Source organism: Enterobacter cloacae complex sp. 370H10 (assembly GCF_050031535.1).
Lineage (GTDB): Bacteria > Pseudomonadota > Gammaproteobacteria > Enterobacterales > Enterobacteriaceae > Enterobacter > Enterobacter intestinihominis.
Map to the genome: position 1 here is coordinate 2,645,456 of NZ_JBLGWG010000001.1, position 16,705 is coordinate 2,662,160.

General features: G+C 55.0%; 19 protein-coding genes and 1 other annotated feature. Of the genes, 14 read left to right on the forward strand and 5 right to left on the reverse strand.

Annotated features, from left to right (window positions below):
* The first annotated feature begins 60 nt into the window (after positions 1–60).
* From trpL to yedF, 8 genes are all read left to right on the forward strand, one after another.
* A complete protein-coding gene (gene trpL / locus ACQG2Q_RS13040; RefSeq protein ID WP_142977141.1) occupies positions 61–105 on the forward strand; it encodes a trp operon leader peptide in 45 nt (14 codons plus the stop codon).
* Positions 82–176: a sequence feature (Trp leader region), on the forward strand. Its footprint overlaps the gene before it by 24 nt.
* Positions 177–199: 23 nt before the next feature.
* The gene (locus ACQG2Q_RS13045; RefSeq protein ID WP_063849110.1) at positions 200–1,762 is read left to right on the forward strand and encodes an anthranilate synthase component 1; all 1,563 of its coding nucleotides are present in this window, start codon (positions 200–202) and stop codon (positions 1,760–1,762) included.
* Positions 1,762–3,357, forward strand: coding sequence for a bifunctional anthranilate synthase glutamate amidotransferase component TrpG/anthranilate phosphoribosyltransferase TrpD (gene trpD, locus ACQG2Q_RS13050; RefSeq protein WP_022648332.1), 1,596 nt, complete (start codon positions 1,762–1,764; stop codon positions 3,355–3,357). Before ACQG2Q_RS13045 ends, trpD begins: the two co-directional genes overlap by 1 nt.
* A 3-nt stretch (positions 3,358–3,360) precedes the next feature.
* Positions 3,361–4,719 (forward strand): bifunctional indole-3-glycerol-phosphate synthase TrpC/phosphoribosylanthranilate isomerase TrpF, encoded by a 1,359-nt coding sequence (gene trpCF / locus ACQG2Q_RS13055; protein ID WP_063849111.1) that lies wholly within the window; start codon positions 3,361–3,363, stop codon positions 4,717–4,719.
* A 10-nt stretch (positions 4,720–4,729) separates the two neighbouring features.
* Complete coding sequence (gene trpB / locus ACQG2Q_RS13060; protein WP_003856780.1) at positions 4,730–5,923, forward strand: tryptophan synthase subunit beta; 1,194 nt, start codon at positions 4,730–4,732, stop codon at positions 5,921–5,923.
* Positions 5,923–6,732, forward strand: a complete 810-nt coding sequence (gene trpA / locus ACQG2Q_RS13065) for a tryptophan synthase subunit alpha (RefSeq protein WP_023300265.1) — start codon at positions 5,923–5,925, stop codon at positions 6,730–6,732. Before trpB ends, trpA begins: the two co-directional genes overlap by 1 nt.
* Before the next feature lie 174 nt (positions 6,733–6,906).
* On the forward strand, positions 6,907–8,118 hold the full coding sequence (gene yedE, locus ACQG2Q_RS13070; protein ID WP_426759187.1) for a selenium metabolism membrane protein YedE/FdhT: 1,212 nt from the start codon (positions 6,907–6,909) through the stop codon (positions 8,116–8,118).
* Positions 8,115–8,348, forward strand: a complete 234-nt coding sequence (yedF, locus tag ACQG2Q_RS13075; RefSeq protein ID WP_003856774.1) for a sulfurtransferase-like selenium metabolism protein YedF — start codon at positions 8,115–8,117, stop codon at positions 8,346–8,348. The genes yedE and yedF overlap by 4 nt, the downstream gene beginning before the upstream one ends.
* A 286-nt stretch (positions 8,349–8,634) precedes the next feature.
* Here yedF and ompW read toward each other — a convergent pair whose 3' ends face one another.
* Positions 8,635–9,267: an outer membrane protein OmpW gene (gene ompW / locus ACQG2Q_RS13080; protein ID WP_023306411.1), complete on the reverse strand. Its 633-nt coding sequence runs from the start codon at positions 9,265–9,267 to the stop codon at positions 8,635–8,637.
* Positions 9,268–9,549: 282 nt separating this feature from the next.
* Between ompW and ACQG2Q_RS13085 the strand changes: the two genes are divergently transcribed.
* The 5 genes from ACQG2Q_RS13085 to yciA all read left to right on the forward strand — a co-directional run bounded on the left by ACQG2Q_RS13085 (position 9,550) and on the right by yciA (position 14,137).
* Positions 9,550–9,954 (forward strand): YkgJ family cysteine cluster protein, encoded by a 405-nt coding sequence (locus tag ACQG2Q_RS13085; protein ID WP_017384228.1) that lies wholly within the window; start codon positions 9,550–9,552, stop codon positions 9,952–9,954.
* A 25-nt stretch (positions 9,955–9,979) separates the two neighbouring features.
* Entirely contained in the window at positions 9,980–10,723 is a 744-nt protein-coding gene (locus tag ACQG2Q_RS13090) for a YciC family protein (protein ID WP_023300270.1), read from the forward strand.
* Between the two features lie 13 nt (positions 10,724–10,736).
* Positions 10,737–11,276 (forward strand): septation protein A, encoded by a 540-nt coding sequence (locus ACQG2Q_RS13095; RefSeq protein ID WP_003856762.1) that lies wholly within the window; start codon positions 10,737–10,739, stop codon positions 11,274–11,276.
* A gap of 180 nt (positions 11,277–11,456) precedes the next feature.
* Positions 11,457–13,643 (forward strand): TonB-dependent siderophore receptor, encoded by a 2,187-nt coding sequence (locus tag ACQG2Q_RS13100; RefSeq protein WP_426759189.1) that lies wholly within the window; start codon positions 11,457–11,459, stop codon positions 13,641–13,643.
* Between the two features lie 98 nt (positions 13,644–13,741).
* Entirely contained in the window at positions 13,742–14,137 is a 396-nt protein-coding gene (gene yciA, locus ACQG2Q_RS13105) for an acyl-CoA thioester hydrolase YciA (protein ID WP_022648341.1), read from the forward strand.
* Positions 14,138–14,175: 38 nt separating this feature from the next.
* On the opposite strand, the gene tonB is transcribed toward yciA, so the two are convergent.
* Positions 14,176–14,898: a TonB system transport protein TonB gene (gene tonB / locus ACQG2Q_RS13110; RefSeq protein WP_032622462.1), complete on the reverse strand. Its 723-nt coding sequence runs from the start codon at positions 14,896–14,898 to the stop codon at positions 14,176–14,178.
* Between the two features lie 221 nt (positions 14,899–15,119).
* Between tonB and ACQG2Q_RS13115 the strand changes: the two genes are divergently transcribed.
* Entirely contained in the window at positions 15,120–15,416 is a 297-nt protein-coding gene (locus ACQG2Q_RS13115; protein ID WP_063849113.1) for a YciI family protein, read from the forward strand.
* 33 nt (positions 15,417–15,449) lie between these two features.
* On the opposite strand, the gene leuE is transcribed toward ACQG2Q_RS13115, so the two are convergent.
* The 3 genes from leuE to ACQG2Q_RS13130 form a co-directional block, all read right to left on the reverse strand.
* Positions 15,450–16,085 carry a leucine efflux protein LeuE gene (gene leuE / locus ACQG2Q_RS13120; RefSeq protein WP_006810877.1) on the reverse strand — a complete coding sequence of 212 codons (636 nt, stop codon included), beginning with the start codon at positions 16,083–16,085 and terminating at the stop codon, positions 15,450–15,452.
* 67 nt (positions 16,086–16,152) lie between these two features.
* The gene (locus tag ACQG2Q_RS13125; RefSeq protein WP_022648348.1) at positions 16,153–16,563 is read right to left on the reverse strand and encodes an Exc2 family lipoprotein; all 411 of its coding nucleotides are present in this window, start codon (positions 16,561–16,563) and stop codon (positions 16,153–16,155) included.
* Between the two features lie 11 nt (positions 16,564–16,574).
* Entirely contained in the window at positions 16,575–16,703 is a 129-nt protein-coding gene (locus ACQG2Q_RS13130; RefSeq protein WP_209662595.1) for a KPN_01571 family protein, read from the reverse strand.
* Between the last annotated feature and the right edge of the window lie 2 nt (positions 16,704–16,705).

The following is a 16,705-nucleotide window of genomic DNA, read 5'->3' on the forward strand; positions in this document are numbered from 1 at the left end:
ACAACACGCCATCGAACTAGTTAACTAGTACGCAAGTTCACACGAGAAAGGTATCTGAAAATGACAGCACATTTCGCTCTGTACGGTTGGTGGCGTACTTCCTGATCTTCGGGCAGTGTCACGCGTCTGCGAAAAGCAAACAGATACCCGGCCCGCTCCCAAGCGGGCTTTTTTTTGAACAGAATATGAGAATAACAACATGCAAACAGCCAAACCCCACCTCGAACTGCTGACCTGCGAGGCGGCCTATCGCCATAACCCTACCGCGCTCTTTCATCAGGTGTGCGGTGCACGTCCTGCGACGCTGCTGCTGGAATCTGCTGATATCGACAGCAAGGACGATCTCAAAAGCCTGCTGCTGGTTGACAGCGCGCTGCGCATCACCGCATCGGGTGACACTGTCACTATTAAGGCGTTATCCGAGAATGGCGCGTCGCTGCTGCCGCTGCTGGATGCGGCTCTGCCTTCAGGCATTGAAAATGAGGGTCATCCGGACCTGCGAATTCTGCATTTCCCGCCGGTAAGCCAGTTGCTGGATGAAGATGCCCGCCTCTGCTCACTCTCCGTTTTCGACGCCTTCCGCCTGCTGCAAAATCTGGTCATTGTGCCGGAAGATGAGCGCGAAGCAATGTTCTTTGGCGGGCTGTTTGCTTACGACCTGGTTGCTGGCTTTGAAGATTTACCGGAAACCGAGCAGGGTAACCGCTGCCCGGACTACTGCTTCTACCTGGCCGAAACCCTGCTGGTGATCGACCATCAGAAAAAATACACCCGCATTCAGGCAAGCCTGTTCACGCCATCTGTGTCTGAGAAAAATCGCCTCGCGCAGCGCATCGGCCAACTGCAACAGCAGATGTCAGAAGCACCGCCCGCGCTCCCGGTGCAGCGTGTTGAAAAGATGACCTGCGAGGTGAGTCAGACCGACGATCAGTACGGCGCGGTGGTGCGTCAGATGCAAAAAGCGATTCGTGCCGGGGAGATTTTCCAGGTGGTGCCGTCCCGTCGCTTTTCACTGCCCTGCCCGTCGCCGCTGGCGGCTTACGATGTGCTGAAAAAGAGCAACCCAAGCCCGTACATGTTCTTTATGCAGGACAATGATTTCACTCTGTTCGGCGCGTCACCGGAAAGCTCCCTAAAGTACGACGCCACCAGCCGCCAGATTGAGATCTACCCGATAGCGGGAACCCGTCCACGCGGCCGTCGTGCCGATGGCTCCCTGGACCGCGATCTCGACAGCCGCATCGAACTGGAAATGCGTACCGACCACAAAGAGCTCTCCGAACACCTGATGCTGGTTGACCTGGCGCGTAACGACCTGGCGCGTATTTGTACGCCGGGCAGCCGATATGTGGCAGACCTGACCAAAGTCGACCGCTACTCCTTCGTCATGCACCTGGTATCCCGCGTGGTGGGTGAGCTGCGCCACGACCTCGACGTCCTGCACGCCTACCGCGCCTGCATGAACATGGGCACGTTGAGCGGCGCGCCGAAAGTCCGCGCCATGCAGCTGATTGCCGAAGCTGAAGGCCGCCGTCGCGGCAGCTACGGTGGCGCGGTGGGCTATTTCACCGCTCACGGTGACCTCGATACCTGCATCGTGATTCGCTCCGCCTACGTTGAGGACGGCATTGCTACCGTCCAGGCCGGGGCCGGGATTGTGCTGGATTCTGTTCCGCAGTCGGAAGCCGACGAAACCCGCAGTAAAGCGCGCGCGGTACTGCGCGCCATTGCTACCGCACACCATGCACAGGAGATTTTCTGATGGCTGACATTCTGCTGCTCGATAATATCGACTCCTTTACCTACAACCTGGCAGATCAGCTGCGTGCGAATGGGCACAACGTCGTTATCTATCGCAACCACGTTCCGGCCCAGACGCTGATTGACCGTCTGGCGACCATGCAAAACCCGGTGCTGATGCTCTCCCCGGGGCCAGGCGCACCGAGCGAAGCGGGCTGTATGCCTGAGCTGTTGACCCGTATGCGCGGCAAGCTGCCGATTATCGGCATCTGCCTCGGCCACCAGGCGATTGTCGAAGCCTACGGTGGTTACGTGGGTCAGGCGGGGGAGATCCTGCATGGTAAAGCGTCAAGCATTGAACATGACGGTCAGGCGATGTTTGCCGGTCTGCCGAACCCGCTTCCGGTGGCGCGTTACCACTCACTGGTCGGCAGCAATATTCCGGCCGGGCTGACGATTAACGCCTCGTTTGAAGGGATGGTGATGGCGGTGCGTCACGATGCGGATCGCGTCTGCGGGATGCAGTTCCACCCGGAATCTATCCTGACGTCTAACGGCGCGCGCCTGCTGGAGCAAACGCTCAACTGGGCGCTGCAAAAGCTGGAGCAGACCAACACCCTGCAACCGATTCTGGAAAAACTGTATCAGGCCCAGACCCTGAGCCAGCAGGAGAGCCACCAGCTTTTCTCCGCCGTCGTGCGCGGCGAGCTGAAGCCTGAGCAGCTGGCCGCTGCGCTGGTGAGCATGAAAGTGCGCGGCGAAAGCCCGCAGGAGATCGCCGGTGCGGCAACCGCGCTGCTGGAAAATGCCGCCCCGTTCCCGCGCCCGGACTATCCGTTTGCCGATATCGTTGGGACCGGTGGCGACGGCAGCAACAGCATCAATATTTCGACCGCCAGCGCCTTTGTGGCGGCGGCATGCGGACTGAAAGTGGCGAAGCACGGCAACCGCAGCGTGTCCAGCCGTTCCGGATCGTCCGACCTGCTGGCGGCTTTCGGTATCAATCTGGACATGAACGCCGAGCGTTCCCGTGAAGCGCTGGATGACCTGGGCGTCTGTTTCCTGTTTGCGCCGAAGTATCACACCGGTTTCCGCCACGCGATGCCGGTTCGCCAGCAGCTTAAAACCCGGACGCTGTTTAATGTGCTCGGTCCACTCATTAACCCGGCGCACCCGCCGCTGGCGCTGATTGGCGTTTACAGTCCGGAGCTGGTCCTGCCGATTGCGGAGACGCTGCGCGTCCTCGGTTACCAACGCGCCGCCGTGGTACACAGCGGCGGGATGGATGAAGTTTCCCTGCATGCGCCCACGCTGGTGGCCGAACTGAATAACGGCGAAGTGCTGAACTATCAGCTTGAGGCCGCTGATTTCGGGTTGACCCCGTACCATCAGGACGCCCTGGCGGGCGGCACGCCGGAAGAAAACCGTGACATTCTCACGCGCTTATTACAAGGTAAAGGTGAGGCCGCCCATGAGGCCGCCGTGGCGGCCAACGTAGCCATGCTGATGCGTTTACATGGCGAGGAAGATCTGAAAGCCAACGCCCAAAAAGTTCTGGACGTACTGCGCTCCGGTGCAGCTTACGATCGCGTTACCGCACTTGCGGCAAGAGGGTAAATAATGCAGACCGTTTTAGCGAAAATCGTCGCCGATAAGGCCATCTGGGTGGAAGCCCGTAAGCAACAGCAGCCGCTCGCCAGTTTTCAGAATGACGTCGTTCCGAGCAGCCGTCGTTTCTATGATGCCCTCCAGGGCGCGCGTACCGCGTTTATTCTGGAGTGTAAAAAAGCGTCTCCGTCCAAAGGCGTGATCCGTGACGATTTCGACCCGGCGCGTATTGCCGGTATCTACAAGCATCATGCGTCTGCCATTTCTGTGCTGACGGATGAGAAATATTTCCAGGGCAGCTTCGATTTTCTGCCCGTAGTCAGCGGCATCGCGCCGCAGCCGATTCTGTGCAAAGACTTTATTATCGACCCGTATCAGATCTGGCTGGCGCGCTTTTACCAGGCCGATGCCTGCCTGCTGATGCTCTCCGTGCTGGATGACGAGCAGTATCGCCAGCTCTCCGCCGTCGCGCACAGCCTGAATATGGGCGTGCTTACCGAAGTGAGCAACGAAGAGGAGCTGGAGCGCGCCATCGCGCTGGAAGCCAAAGTGGTCGGCATTAACAACCGCGACCTGCGCGACCTGTCGATTGACCTCAACCGTACGCGCCAGCTTGCGCCGCGTCTGGGTGCGGGCGTCACGGTGATCAGCGAATCCGGAATCAACAGCTACGCTCAGGTGCGCGAACTCAGCCACTTTGCCAACGGTTTCCTGATCGGTTCCGCGATGATGGAACACGATGATCTTAATGCGGCCGTGCGCCGCGTGCTGCTGGGTGAGAACAAAGTTTGCGGCCTGACCCGTGAACAGGATGCGCAGGCGGCGTATGAGGCGGGCGCAATCTATGGTGGTCTGATCTTTGTTGAGTCCTCTCCTCGCGCCGTTAATGAAGAACAGGCGCGCAAGGTGATTGCGGCTGCGCCACTGAGCTACGTGGGCGTGTTCCGCAATGCGGATATTAACGACGTTGCGGCGAAAGCGGACGCGTTATCCCTGAGCGCGGTTCAGCTACATGGCGATGAAGATCAGACATACATCAATGCTCTGCGACATGTTCTGGCACCTCAGGTTCAGATCTGGAAAGCGCAAAGCGTTGGCGCCATCCTGCCCGCGCGTAACCTTACGCATGTTGATAAATACGTGCTCGACAACGGCCAGGGCGGCACGGGGCAGCGTTTCGACTGGTCACTGCTGCGTGGCGAAGTGCTGGACAATGTCCTGCTGGCGGGGGGATTAAGCCCCGATAACTGTGTGGAAGCAGCCAAAACCGGCTGCGCCGGCCTCGATTTCAATTCAGGCGTAGAGTCCCAACCGGGCATAAAAGACGCCAGCAAGCTGGCATCGGTATTTAAAACTCTGCGTGCATATTAAGGAAGAGAAGATGACGACATTACTTAACCCGTATTTTGGTGAGTTTGGTGGGATGTACGTCCCACAAATCCTGATGCCCGCGCTGCGCCAGCTGGAAGAAGCGTTCGTGAGCGCGCAGAAAGATCCGGCGTTTCAGGCTGAGTTTACTGACCTGCTGAAAAACTACGCCGGTCGTCCGACGGCGCTGACAAAGTGCCGCAACCTGACCGAAGGCACTAAAACTACGCTGTATCTTAAGCGTGAAGATTTGCTGCACGGTGGCGCGCATAAAACTAACCAGGTGCTGGGCCAGGCGCTGCTCGCGAAGCGGATGGGTAAAACCGAAATCATCGCCGAAACCGGCGCGGGGCAGCACGGTGTGGCCTCAGCGCTCGCCAGCGCCCTGCTCGGCCTGAAATGCCGCATTTACATGGGGGCGAAGGACGTTGAGCGCCAGTCGCCAAACGTGTTCCGTATGCGTCTGATGGGGGCGGAAGTGATCCCGGTGCACAGCGGTTCTGCCACGCTGAAAGATGCCTGTAATGAAGCGCTGCGCGACTGGTCTGGCAGCTACGAAACCGCCCACTATATGCTCGGTACCGCGGCAGGCCCGCACCCGTTCCCGACCATCGTGCGTGAATTCCAGCGCATGATCGGTGAAGAGACTAAAGCGCAGATCCTCGAAAAAGAGGGTCGCCTGCCGGATGCGGTGATCGCCTGCGTTGGCGGCGGATCTAACGCCATCGGCATGTTTGCCGATTTTATCGACGAAACCAGCGTTGGGCTGATTGGCGTTGAGCCTGCCGGCCACGGCATTGAAACGGGTGAGCACGGTGCGCCGCTGAAGCATGGCCGCGTGGGGATCTATTTCGGCATGAAGGCCCCGATGATGCAGACCGATGAAGGGCAGATTGAGGAGTCTTACTCAATTTCAGCCGGGCTGGATTTCCCGTCCGTAGGGCCGCAGCACGCGTTCCTCAACAGCACCGGCCGCGCGGATTATGTCTCCATCACTGATGACGAGGCGCTGGAGGCCTTCAAAACGCTGTGCCGCAATGAAGGGATCATCCCGGCGCTGGAGTCTTCCCACGCGCTGGCACACGCGCTGAAAATGATGAAGGAAAACCCGGAAAAAGAGCAGCTGCTGGTGGTAAACCTTTCCGGTCGCGGTGACAAAGATATTTTCACCGTTCACGATATTCTGAAAGCACGAGGGGAAATCTGATGGAACGCTACGACAACGCATTTGCACAACTGAAAGCCCGCCAGGAAGGCGCTTTCGTTCCCTTCGTGACGCTGGGCGACCCCGGTCCGGAGCTGTCGCTGAAGATTATCGATACCCTGATTGACGCCGGTGCCGACGCGCTGGAATTGGGGATTCCGTTCTCCGATCCGCTGGCGGATGGCCCGACCATCCAGAACGCGACGCTTCGCGCGTTTGCTGCGGGCGTGACGCCGGGCCAGTGCTTCGAAATGCTGGCGGCGATCCGCCAGAAGCACCCGACCATTCCGATCGGCCTGCTGATGTACGCCAACCTGGTGTTCAGCCGCGGTATTGATGCGTTTTACGCAGAGTGCGCCCGCGTGGGCGTTGACTCCGTGCTGGTGGCTGACGTGCCCGTTGAAGAGTCTGCGCCGTTCCGTCAGGCGGCGATGCGCCACAACGTCGCGCCGATTTTCATCTGTCCACCGAATGCCGATGACAATCTGTTGCGCCAGATTGCCTCTTACGGACGGGGTTACACCTACCTGCTCTCCCGTGCGGGCGTCACCGGTGCGGAAAACAAAGCCGCGCTTCCGCTGCATCATCTGGTGGAGAAGCTGGCAGAATACCATGCTGCACCGCCGCTTCAGGGCTTTGGGATTTCCTCTCCGGATCAGGTTACTGCGGCGATTGACGCGAAAGCCGCCGGGGCCATTTCCGGTTCGGCTATCGTGAAAATCATCGAGAAGAATGTGGATAAGCCAGAGCAGATGCTGGCTGAGTTACACGCATTCGTCACATCCATGAAAGCGGCCACACACAAGGCGTAACCGTTAACACCGTCTGGCCCCGGCGTCAGGCGGTTTTCCCTTATCTCTTCCTGAAAGAAGCAGGTCAAAATTGATCCTGTCGATATTTTCGGTGTGAATGACTTTTCAAACTTTCGCGTAAGCGTATGATCTGGGCTCTTTTTAGCGTTACCCTTCTGAGTTCAGAGGTTATTCATGTCCTGGCATTCCTTCAAACAGACTTACCTGGTTAAGTTCTGGTCACCTGTTCCGGCCGTTATCGCGGCAGGCATTCTCTCTACCTATTATTTCGGTATTACCGGCACCTTCTGGGCTGTTACGGGCGAGTTTACCCGCTGGGGTGGGCAGCTATTACAGCTGGCAGGCGTTCATGCCGAAGAGTGGGGTTACTTCAAACTGATCCATCTTGAGGGCTCACCGCTGACCCGCATCGACGGAATGATGATCATTGGCATGTTTGGCGGATGTTTTGCGGCCGCGCTGTGGGCCAACAACGTTAAGTTGCGCATGCCGAAAAGCCGCATCCGCATTATGCAGGCCGTGGTCGGCGGTATCATTGCCGGGTTTGGCGCCCGCCTGGCGATGGGCTGTAATCTGGCCGCGTTCTTTACCGGTATTCCGCAGTTCTCGCTGCATGCCTGGTTCTTTGCCGTCGCCACCGCCATAGGCTCATATTTCGGTGCAAAGTTCACCCTGCTGCCACTGTTCCGCATTCCGGTGAAAATGACGAAAGTTAGCGCTGCATCTCCGTTAACGCAAAAACCCGATCAGGCGCGTCGTCGCTTCCGCCTCGGTATGCTGGTCTTTTTTGCTATGGTTGCCTGGGCGATTTGCACGGCGATGAATCAGCCCAAACTCGGTCTGGCCATGCTGTTCGGCGTCGGCTTTGGTCTGCTGATTGAACGCGCGCAGATCTGCTTTACCTCCGCGTTTCGCGATATGTGGATCACCGGACGTACCATGATGGCGAAAGCCATTATTGCCGGGATGGCCGTGAGCGCGATCGGGATCTTTAGCTATGTTCAGCTCGGCGTTGAGCCGAAAATCATGTGGGCCGGTCCTAATGCGGTCATTGGCGGGCTGCTGTTTGGTTTTGGCATCGTGCTGGCGGGCGGGTGTGAAACTGGCTGGATGTATCGCGCCGTGGAAGGCCAGGTGCATTACTGGTGGGTTGGTCTGGGTAACGTGATTGGCTCAACCCTCCTGGCGTACTACTGGGATGACGTCTCTCCAGTACTGGCAACCAACTGGGACAAGGTCAATTTGCTGAATACCTTTGGTCCACTCGAGGGGCTCATGGTGACCTACGCCCTGCTGCTTATCGCCTTCTTACTGGTTATTGCGCATGAAAAGCGCTTCTTCCGGCGTGCCACCGTCAAAACTGAAACTCAGGAGAATGCCGCATGAAAGAGATCGTGCCTGATTATCGTCTCGATATGGTGGGTGAACCCTGCCCTTACCCGGCCGTCGCCACGCTTGAGGCGTTACCGCAGCTTAAGAAAGGTGAAATTCTGGAAGTGGTGAGCGATTGCCCCCAGTCGATCAATAACATTCCGCTTGATGCCAAAAATCACGGCTATACCGTGCTAGATATCCAGCAGGACGGACCAACCATTCGTTATTTAATTCAGAAGTGATTTCACGATCGAAAAAGGCCTCTCAGAGGCCTTTTCTAGTTTACTGGCTTTGGCCACCGTCGTCGTCTGAGCTTCGGCAGGCATGAATGAATGGTGAGACGTGTTCCGCAAACGGAACAGATAGCACCGTGAGGTAGGCTATGTGCTGGGCTGAACGTCGTGAACTGAAACTGTTTACCTGCACAAACCGGACACTCAAATTTGATGTTGGGGATATCCCCTCCAGCCAGGTATGTGGAACAACCACCATACAGCAATCCCCGGCTGACCGGGGATATATCTTCTGTCAGAAACGATAGCCTGCTGAGAACATAAATACCCACGGATCCAGACGGGTATTGATACTTTGCTGCTGGCCGCCAGCTTTAAAGCGCACGTCCGTATCAATGTCCATATACCAGACCGAGGCGTTGATCAGCCAGTCACGGTTAATCAGATAATCCAGACCAACCTGCCCCGCCATGCCCCATGAGTCTTTCAGGCTGAGATCGGATAGCCCAGCCTCTTTACCGGTATCGTTAAATTTCTCATCAAAGAAGGTGGTGTAGTTAACGCCTGCACCAATATAAGGGCGTAACTTGCTGCTGGAATCGCCGAAGTACCACTGCGCCATCAGGGTTGGTGGTAAATGGTGCACCGTAGCAATGTCCCCGGTCGGCCCTAAACCGACGCGGTGACGGAATGGCGTGGCGGCCAGAAGCTCAACGCCAATGTTATCCGTAGCCATATACGTGAATGTCAGGCCTAACTGGGTGTTATTGCTAACGTTAAACCCGCCCATACCCAGTACATTGTCGGAACCTTCCGTTGGACGCACCGTTGCCGAACCGGCACGAATAAAGAATTCACCTGCTTCATGCGCGTACGCGCCGCCAGAGAGACTGCTTAAGATAAGGGCTGCCACCGCTAATTTTTTCATATCCGCTCCATCGTTGTGGTTTTAATTGCGGAGGAGAATATACTCACAAATGAGTAATAAGTGATCTAACACAGATCACATTAAAACCAGTAAGTTAACATTCATTGATCTAGGTTAATTTTTGGTGACGCCTCATAAAGCAATAAGTTGTTACCGCGTCAATTTTTGGCATTTCATAGTTAAAAAATTTTCTGTTTTTCCTCTCTTGCGCTTCCTGTAGCGGCTGGATAATTTATCGCTCTCACAATCTGATTTGATGCGTTCTACTTTTGCAGGTGTGCCATGAGTGATCATAACCCGTGCATGACGTGCGGAGCCTGTTGTGCGTATTTTCGAGTCTCTTTCTACTGGGCTGAAGCCAGCGATGGCGGCGGCACCGTTCCGGTTGATCTCACTGAACCCTTGACCCCTTTCCTGCGTTGCATGCGCGGCACCAACCAAAAACAGAGCCGCTGTGTGGCACTGCAAGGTGAACCAGGGGTATCCACCCGCTGTTCCATTTACGCGGATCGCCCCAGCCCGTGCCGCACTTTCGCGATGTCGGGAGAGGATGGACAGGTCAATGAGGCATGCAATCGCGCCCGCGCCCGCTATGGATTACCGCCGCTTTACAAAGATATGCTTTTCCATACAAGCCTTGATGCTGCCACCAGCGTGTTATCCGGTGTACAATTGCCGGCTAATTAACACCTGCAATACTCAAGGAGAGTGCATGTCTATCACGGCGAAGTCTGTCTACCGTGACACGGGAAATTTTTTCCGCAATCAGTTCGTTACTTTTTTACTGATCGCGTTGTTGTGCGCCTTCATTACGGTGGTGCTGGGTCATGCGTTCTCACCCAGTGATGAACAGATTGCCTCGCTGAGCCAGGGGGATCATCTTGCAGGCAGCGCAGGGTTATTTGACCTTGTGCAGAATATGACGCCAGAGCAACAGCAAATCTTGCTGCGTGCATCTGCGGCATCTACCTTCTCGGGGCTGATCGGCAACGCCATTCTGGCGGGTGGCGTGTTGCTGATGATCCAGCTGGTGTCTGCCGGCCAACGCGTCAGCGCGTTACGTGCCATCGGGGCCAGTGCTCCGGTGCTGCCGAAACTGTTTATCCTCATCTTCCTGACCACGCTGCTGGTCCAGATGGGGATAATGTTGGTTGTCGTTCCGGGCGTGCTGCTGGCTATCGTGCTTTCATTTGCGCCAGTAATGGTTGTGCAGGACAAAATGGGTATTTTCACCGCCATGCGCAGCAGCATAAGGCTCGCGTGGGCGAATATGCGTCTGGTCGCCCCGGCCGTTATCAGCTGGTTGCTGGCCAAGACTCTACTGTTGCTGTTTGCGCCGAATTTTGCGGTATTAACGCCAAACGTCGGCGCGGTTGTCGCCAATACGCTGAGCAATCTGATTTCAGCTGTACTGCTGGTCTATTTGTTCCGCCTGTACATGTTAATTCGTCAGTAACCGGGATCGCAGAATGAAGCAGTTTCTTGATTTTTTACCGCTGATCGTATTTTTCGCTTTTTATAAGTTGTACGACATCTATGCCGGCACGCTGGCGTTGATTGTGGCAACGGCTGTGGTGCTGATTTACAGCTGGGTTCGCTATCGCAAAGTTGAAAAGATGGCGCTCATCACTTTCCTGATGGTGGCGGTGTTTGGTGGTCTGACGTTGTTCTTCCACAATGATGAATTTATCAAATGGAAGGTCACAGTGATTTACGGCCTGTTTGCGGGCGCGCTGCTCATCAGCCAGTGGGTGATGAAGAAGCCGCTGATCCAGCGCATGCTGGGGAAAGAACTGACGCTGCCGCAGGCTGTGTGGGGGCGTCTGAATATCGCCTGGGCGCTATTTTTTATTCTGTGTGGTCTGGCGAATATCTATATCGCATTCTGGCTGCCGCAGAATATCTGGGTCAACTTCAAGGTGTTTGGCCTGACGGCGCTGACCCTTATCTTCACCCTGCTCAGCGGCGTTTATATTTATCGCCACATGCCGCAGGATGACAAGCACTGATCCTTCTGGCCAGATCGTCACGCGGTCTGGCCTCTTTTCCCGCCTTCTCTTTTCTCCACAATCTTCCTGCGAAAATGTCTGAATCATGAAGATTTTATGGAGATTGCTGTCGCTTTATTGTAATGAGAATCACTATCATTAATATTCTTCATCGCATTTTTAACAAATGGAAATGAGTTGATGAATAACATAATAAGATTTGCCCCGGCTACACTTACACTCGCCATTTTTTCAACGCTATACCAGAGCGCGCACGCAGCGGAAGATCCTCTCGCCGATGGTGAAACAATGGTCGTTCAGGCAACCGCTGAAGAGGCCCTAAAGCAACAGCCGGGGGTTTCCATCATCACGGCAAAGGACATAGAAAAGGATCCACCGGTTAACGATCTTTCGGAAATTATTCGCAAAATGCCCGGGGTTAACCTCACCGGAAACAGCGCGACAGGCAGTCGTGGTAACAACCGTCAGATCGACATCCGCGGTATGGGGCCAGAGAACACGCTGATTCTGATTGACGGTGTGCCGGTGACGTCACGTAACTCGGTGCGCTACAGCTGGCGCGGGGAGCGCGACACCCGCGGGGACACCAACTGGGTTCCGCCAGAGATGGTTGAGCGTATTGAAGTGATCCGGGGACCAGCTGCCGCCCGCTATGGTTCGGGGGCTGCCGGCGGCGTCGTCAACATCATTACCAAACGCCCGTCCAACGACTGGCACGGCTCCCTCTCCCTGTACACTAACCAGCCTGAAAATGATAAAGAGGGGGCGACGAAACGCGCTAATTTTGATCTGAGCGGCCCCCTCGCGGGCGATGCGTTAACGATGCGCCTGTACGGGAACATCAACAAAACCGACGCAGATGCTCAGGACATCAACACCGCGCAAAACGGCTCTTACGCCGCCGGGCGAGAGGGCGTACGTAACAAGGACATTAATGCCCTGCTCTCCTGGAAACTCACGCCAGAGCAGATTATCGATTTCGACTACAGCTACAGCCGCCAGGGCAATATCTACGCGGGTGATACTCAATACAGCAACAGCAACGTCAGCCCTGACGGTCTGGTGTCGTCCCTGTATGGACACGAAACCAACCGAATGTACCGCCAGTCTTATGGCATTACGCACAACGGCATCTGGGACTGGGGTCAGTCAAAGTTCGGGGTTTATTATGAAAAGACCAACAACACCCGACTGGAAGAAGGCTCTACGGGCAAAGTTGAAGGGATGATCAATAGCGATAAATACGATACCAGCCGGCTGGAGTCATACCGTTCAACGGGTGAACTGAACATTCCTTTCTTCTGGCTGGTCGAACAGACGCTAACCGTGGGTGCAGAATGGAACCGTGATGAACTGAACGATTCGGCCTCAATGCAGTCGACAAATGTGTCGGGAGAAGTGATTAACGGCGTTCCCGGCACGGCTTCTGAGCGCAACAGCAAAAACAGCGCTGACCTCACCGGCATCTATCTTGAGGACAATATTGAAGCGCGTCAGGGCACCAACCTGATCCCAGGGCTCCGCTTTGATTATCACAATCAATTTGGCAGCAACTGGAGTCCGAGCCTGAACCTCTCTCAGGATTTGAGTGACATGTTCAAGGTTAAAGCGGGTATCGCTCGGGTATTTAAAGCGCCAAACTTGTATCAATCCAGCGAAGGCTATCTGCTTTCCACCCGCGGCAATGGCTGCCCGAATAACGTTTCCGAAGGAAGCTGTTACCTGTTAGGTAACCCGGATCTGGATCCGGAAATCAGCGTGAACAAAGAGATCGGCCTGGCCTTTGTCCTGGAAGGCTACGAGGCTGGAATTACCTGGTTCCGCAATGATTACAAAAACAAGATCGTTTCAGGAACGGACGTGCTGGGGCAGACAAGCAGCGACGCAAATATCCTGCAATGGGAGAACGGCGGTAAGGCCGTTGTTGAAGGGCTGGAAGGCAACCTCACCGTCCCTGTTATTCGCGACACGCTAACCTGGCGTACTAATGCGACATATATGATTCAGTCTGAAAGTAAAGACACCGGTAATCCGTTGTCGATTATCCCCAAATATACCGTCAACACCATGCTGGACTGGGAGGTTAACAGCAAGCTTTCAGCCAACGTAAGCTGGACGATGTACGGCCGCCAGAAGCCCAGAGAAAACGCTGAAATCCGCAAAGAGGAAAATGCGATGTCCAACAGAGAGATCGGCGCGTATTCCATCGTGGGTATCGGCAGTAACTATCAGCTGACCAAAAACCTGCGCCTGAATGCCGGCATCAGCAACCTCTTTGACAAGCAGATTTACCGTGAAAATGACGGTGCATCTACCTATAACGAACCGGGCCGCGCCTATTACGCTGGCGTAACCATGTCCTTCTGACCTTCAGGCGCCCGCGCTGCGGGCGCTAACCCTATTCTCTCCAGCCAGAAATCATAGTAGCATCCCGCCTGAAGTCTTCAGTTACGAGTTTAAAAACAATGACAACAAATGACGCCCCACAGGGCGAACTGGTTTTACGCACACTGGCAATGCCTGCGGATACGAATGCCAATGGCGATATTTTTGGCGGCTGGTTAATGTCGCAGATGGATATGGGCGGTGCAATCCTGGCAAAAGAGATTGCACACGGGCGCGTGGTAACCGTCCGGGTCGATGGCATGACTTTCCTGCGCCCTGTCGCGGTGGGGGACGTGGTGTGCTGTTACGCACGCTGCGTAAAACGCGGCAATACGTCTATCTCCATTAACATTGAAGTATGGGTGAAAAAAGTCTCTTCTGAACCGATTGGTCAGCGCTATAAGGCGACGGAGGCCCTGTTCATCTACGTGGCAGTGGATAGCGACGGTAAGCCCCGCCAGCTCCCACGGAGCTGATCCTCAGGTAAAAAAAAGCCTCCTTGCGGAGGCTTCTTTTATTCCATCTGTGCCCCGCCGTTCAGGCGGAAGACAATATTTACAATCAACCCATTGCCGGGTTTACCGGCTTCATAGCGCCACCTGCGCATGGCCGATTTAACTTCGCGTTCAAACATATTCGCCGGCTGTGCGGACAGGATTTCCACGTTATCCACACGTCCATCAGCCGTAACGTCGAATTTCACCCGTACTCGCCCTTCAATACGTAACGCCTGAGCACGTGCCGGATACTGCGGCTGGTTACGGCTCAGCGCGCGCGGGCCCGCTGGCGCCGTTACCGTCGGTTTTGTCGCGGTCGTGGTGTTACTCATCAGCGGACGTGACGGGGCGGCATTTTCAACCGGCTGCGTGGTGCGTGGCTCAACCGGACGCACTTCGCGTTTCGGACGCTCTTCCACCTTTTTGACCGGCTTGGGTTTTGGCTTCGGCTTAGGTTTCGGCTCTGGCTTATGGATCACCACCGGCGCTTCTTTTGGCGGTTCAGGAATCGGCTCGGGTTCCGGCTCGGGTTCAACAACGGGCTGTGGCGGCGGCGGCGCAACCTGCGGCGGTTCAAGATCCGCGGGCGATACCATGGTCACAGAAATTGGCTGCGCTGGCGCTGGCATTTCAATAACCTGATGAACCGAGGTATAGAGCAGACCCGCCACGACAGCACCGTGAATAACGACGGAAAGCAGCGTCGGCCATGGAAAGCGGCGAGGTAAATCAAGGGTCATCGAAGTCATAATCATCAACGTTAAAAAACCGAACCTCGATTTTAAATGCAAATAGCAATCATATTCAATAAGACACTTTGTCCTGGCGCAATTTAAGCGTATAAGAGGGCAAAAAAGGGGCATCCAGATCAGGGTTTTAACATTGTTATTATCTTTACATTGCAGTCATTTGTGCTTTCACATAACGTAAATGTCACTTTTACCGGTTAAGGAGCTTTGCCGTGCTTTATGTGATTTACGCTGAAGATGTACCTGATTCTCTGGAAAAACGTGTTTCCGTTCGCCCTGCCCATCTGGCGCGTTTACAGCTGCTACAGGATGAAGGTCGGTTGCTGACCGCAGGCCCGATGCCTGCCGTTGACAGCAACGATCCGGGAGCAGCGGGTTTTACCGGCTCCACGGTGATTGCCGAGTTTGAATCTCTGGAAGCCGCGCAGGCTTGGGCAGAAGCAGACCCGTACGTCGCAGCCGGCGTGTACGAGAAAGTCACGGTTCGCCCGTATAAAAAAGTGTTCTGAAATGAAAGGCTCCCTCGGGAGCCTTTTCTTCATTCAGTGCAGCGACGCCAGCCTCGCCGCAAATCCAACAAACAGCAGGCCTATCAACCCATTCCCCAGCTTCGCCAGTTTCTTTTTGGTTTTCAGATAACGCGTGACAAACGCGCCTGAGAAAATCAGGAAGCTCATGTACATGAAGCTGATCAGCTCAAGCGTTGTGGCGAGGATCAGGAACGACGTGCCGGTATTCTTCGCATTGACATCAATGAACTGCACGAAGAACGATACGTAAAAGAGAATCGCTTTCGGGTTCGTCAGGCTCAGCACCAGCGAACGCTTAAGGATCGCGCTTGCCGGTTCGGCGCTACTTTCGTGCGCATTTTTTTGACGTGTCATAACGGACCAGAGCATTTTTCCGCCGAGCCACAGCAGATAAAACGCCCCAAGATAGCGGACAATATTAAATAATACCGGAGTGGTCTGGATCAACGCGGCGACGCCCGCCCAGGCCAGAAACATCAGCACGGCATCACCAATAAACACACCGGTGGCTGCCAGATAGCCTTTCTTAACGCCGTGGCCAATCCCTGTTTTCAGCACAAACAAGGTGTTCGGTCCTGGAACCAGCACGATAAAAAATGCGCCGACAACATAGGTCCAGAAATTCAGTACACCAAACTCCGCAAACACGTCTCACTCCTTTTGCTCAAAAACAGCGGGGATACCGGTAATTACGGTATCCCCTGAATCAGTTGCGCTATTGTACGCCGTTATAACCATCAAGATAAGTCGCGGCCAGTTCGTTACCAAATAATATGGCGTCTTTACTGTCCATGTCCGAAGACCATTTATCCTTCGCGTTGCCTGCGTACAATTCCTGCGACTTCGCATTTTCTTTCAGCTGATCGCGAATGCTTTGCGCGTATTCACTGGCTTCAGCCTGAGTCCGCCCTTCCGCACGGTCAGCTTTGCCCCGGGCATAAAGCTCGCGGAACTGCGCTACGTTCAGGTGATAATTTTTCTGCACGCTGGAGGTGTAATTGCCGCCAGTAAAGCTGGACTGATGCGACACGAAATAAAACGCGTGCCGTTCGGGTGAGGTTTTGCTACTGGCACAACCGCTTAATACTGCAATCCCGAAGAGTGCTGCCATCACTTTTACGTTCATCCTTTTTTCCTTTAATAAAGCCAATGTATTCCCCACGCAAAAACATAATCTGCCAATGAGGAAAATGACGAAAGTCCTAAACCTTCCCTGAGCGCATCCAGCGCCAAAAGTGCAATAAAAATCCAGAGATAAGGATTCATCT

What these genes read in the sequence shown, in the direction of transcription:
- ACQG2Q_RS13045 (WP_063849110.1), top strand. Translation starts at nt 200, where the DNA reads ATGCAAACAGCCAAACCCCACCTCGAACTGCTGACCTGCGAGGCGGCC.
- trpD (WP_022648332.1), top strand. Translation starts at nt 1,762, where the DNA reads ATGGCTGACATTCTGCTGCTCGATAATATCGACTCCTTTACCTACAAC.
- trpCF (WP_063849111.1), top strand. Translation starts at nt 3,361, where the DNA reads ATGCAGACCGTTTTAGCGAAAATCGTCGCCGATAAGGCCATCTGGGTG.
- trpB (WP_003856780.1), top strand. Translation starts at nt 4,730, where the DNA reads ATGACGACATTACTTAACCCGTATTTTGGTGAGTTTGGTGGGATGTAC.
- trpA (WP_023300265.1), top strand. Translation starts at nt 5,923, where the DNA reads ATGGAACGCTACGACAACGCATTTGCACAACTGAAAGCCCGCCAGGAA.
- yedE (WP_426759187.1), top strand. Translation starts at nt 6,907, where the DNA reads ATGTCCTGGCATTCCTTCAAACAGACTTACCTGGTTAAGTTCTGGTCA.
- yedF (WP_003856774.1), top strand. Translation starts at nt 8,115, where the DNA reads ATGAAAGAGATCGTGCCTGATTATCGTCTCGATATGGTGGGTGAACCC.
- ompW (WP_023306411.1), bottom strand. Translation starts at nt 9,267, where the DNA reads ATGAAAAAATTAGCGGTGGCAGCCCTTATCTTAAGCAGTCTCTCTGGC.
- ACQG2Q_RS13085 (WP_017384228.1), top strand. Translation starts at nt 9,550, where the DNA reads ATGAGTGATCATAACCCGTGCATGACGTGCGGAGCCTGTTGTGCGTAT.
- ACQG2Q_RS13090 (WP_023300270.1), top strand. Translation starts at nt 9,980, where the DNA reads ATGTCTATCACGGCGAAGTCTGTCTACCGTGACACGGGAAATTTTTTC.
- ACQG2Q_RS13095 (WP_003856762.1), top strand. Translation starts at nt 10,737, where the DNA reads ATGAAGCAGTTTCTTGATTTTTTACCGCTGATCGTATTTTTCGCTTTT.
- ACQG2Q_RS13100 (WP_426759189.1), top strand. Translation starts at nt 11,457, where the DNA reads ATGAATAACATAATAAGATTTGCCCCGGCTACACTTACACTCGCCATT.
- yciA (WP_022648341.1), top strand. Translation starts at nt 13,742, where the DNA reads ATGACAACAAATGACGCCCCACAGGGCGAACTGGTTTTACGCACACTG.
- tonB (WP_032622462.1), bottom strand. Translation starts at nt 14,898, where the DNA reads ATGACCCTTGATTTACCTCGCCGCTTTCCATGGCCGACGCTGCTTTCC.
- ACQG2Q_RS13125 (WP_022648348.1), bottom strand. Translation starts at nt 16,563, where the DNA reads ATGAACGTAAAAGTGATGGCAGCACTCTTCGGGATTGCAGTATTAAGC.
- ACQG2Q_RS13130 (WP_209662595.1), bottom strand. Translation starts at nt 16,703, where the DNA reads ATGAATCCTTATCTCTGGATTTTTATTGCACTTTTGGCGCTGGATGCG.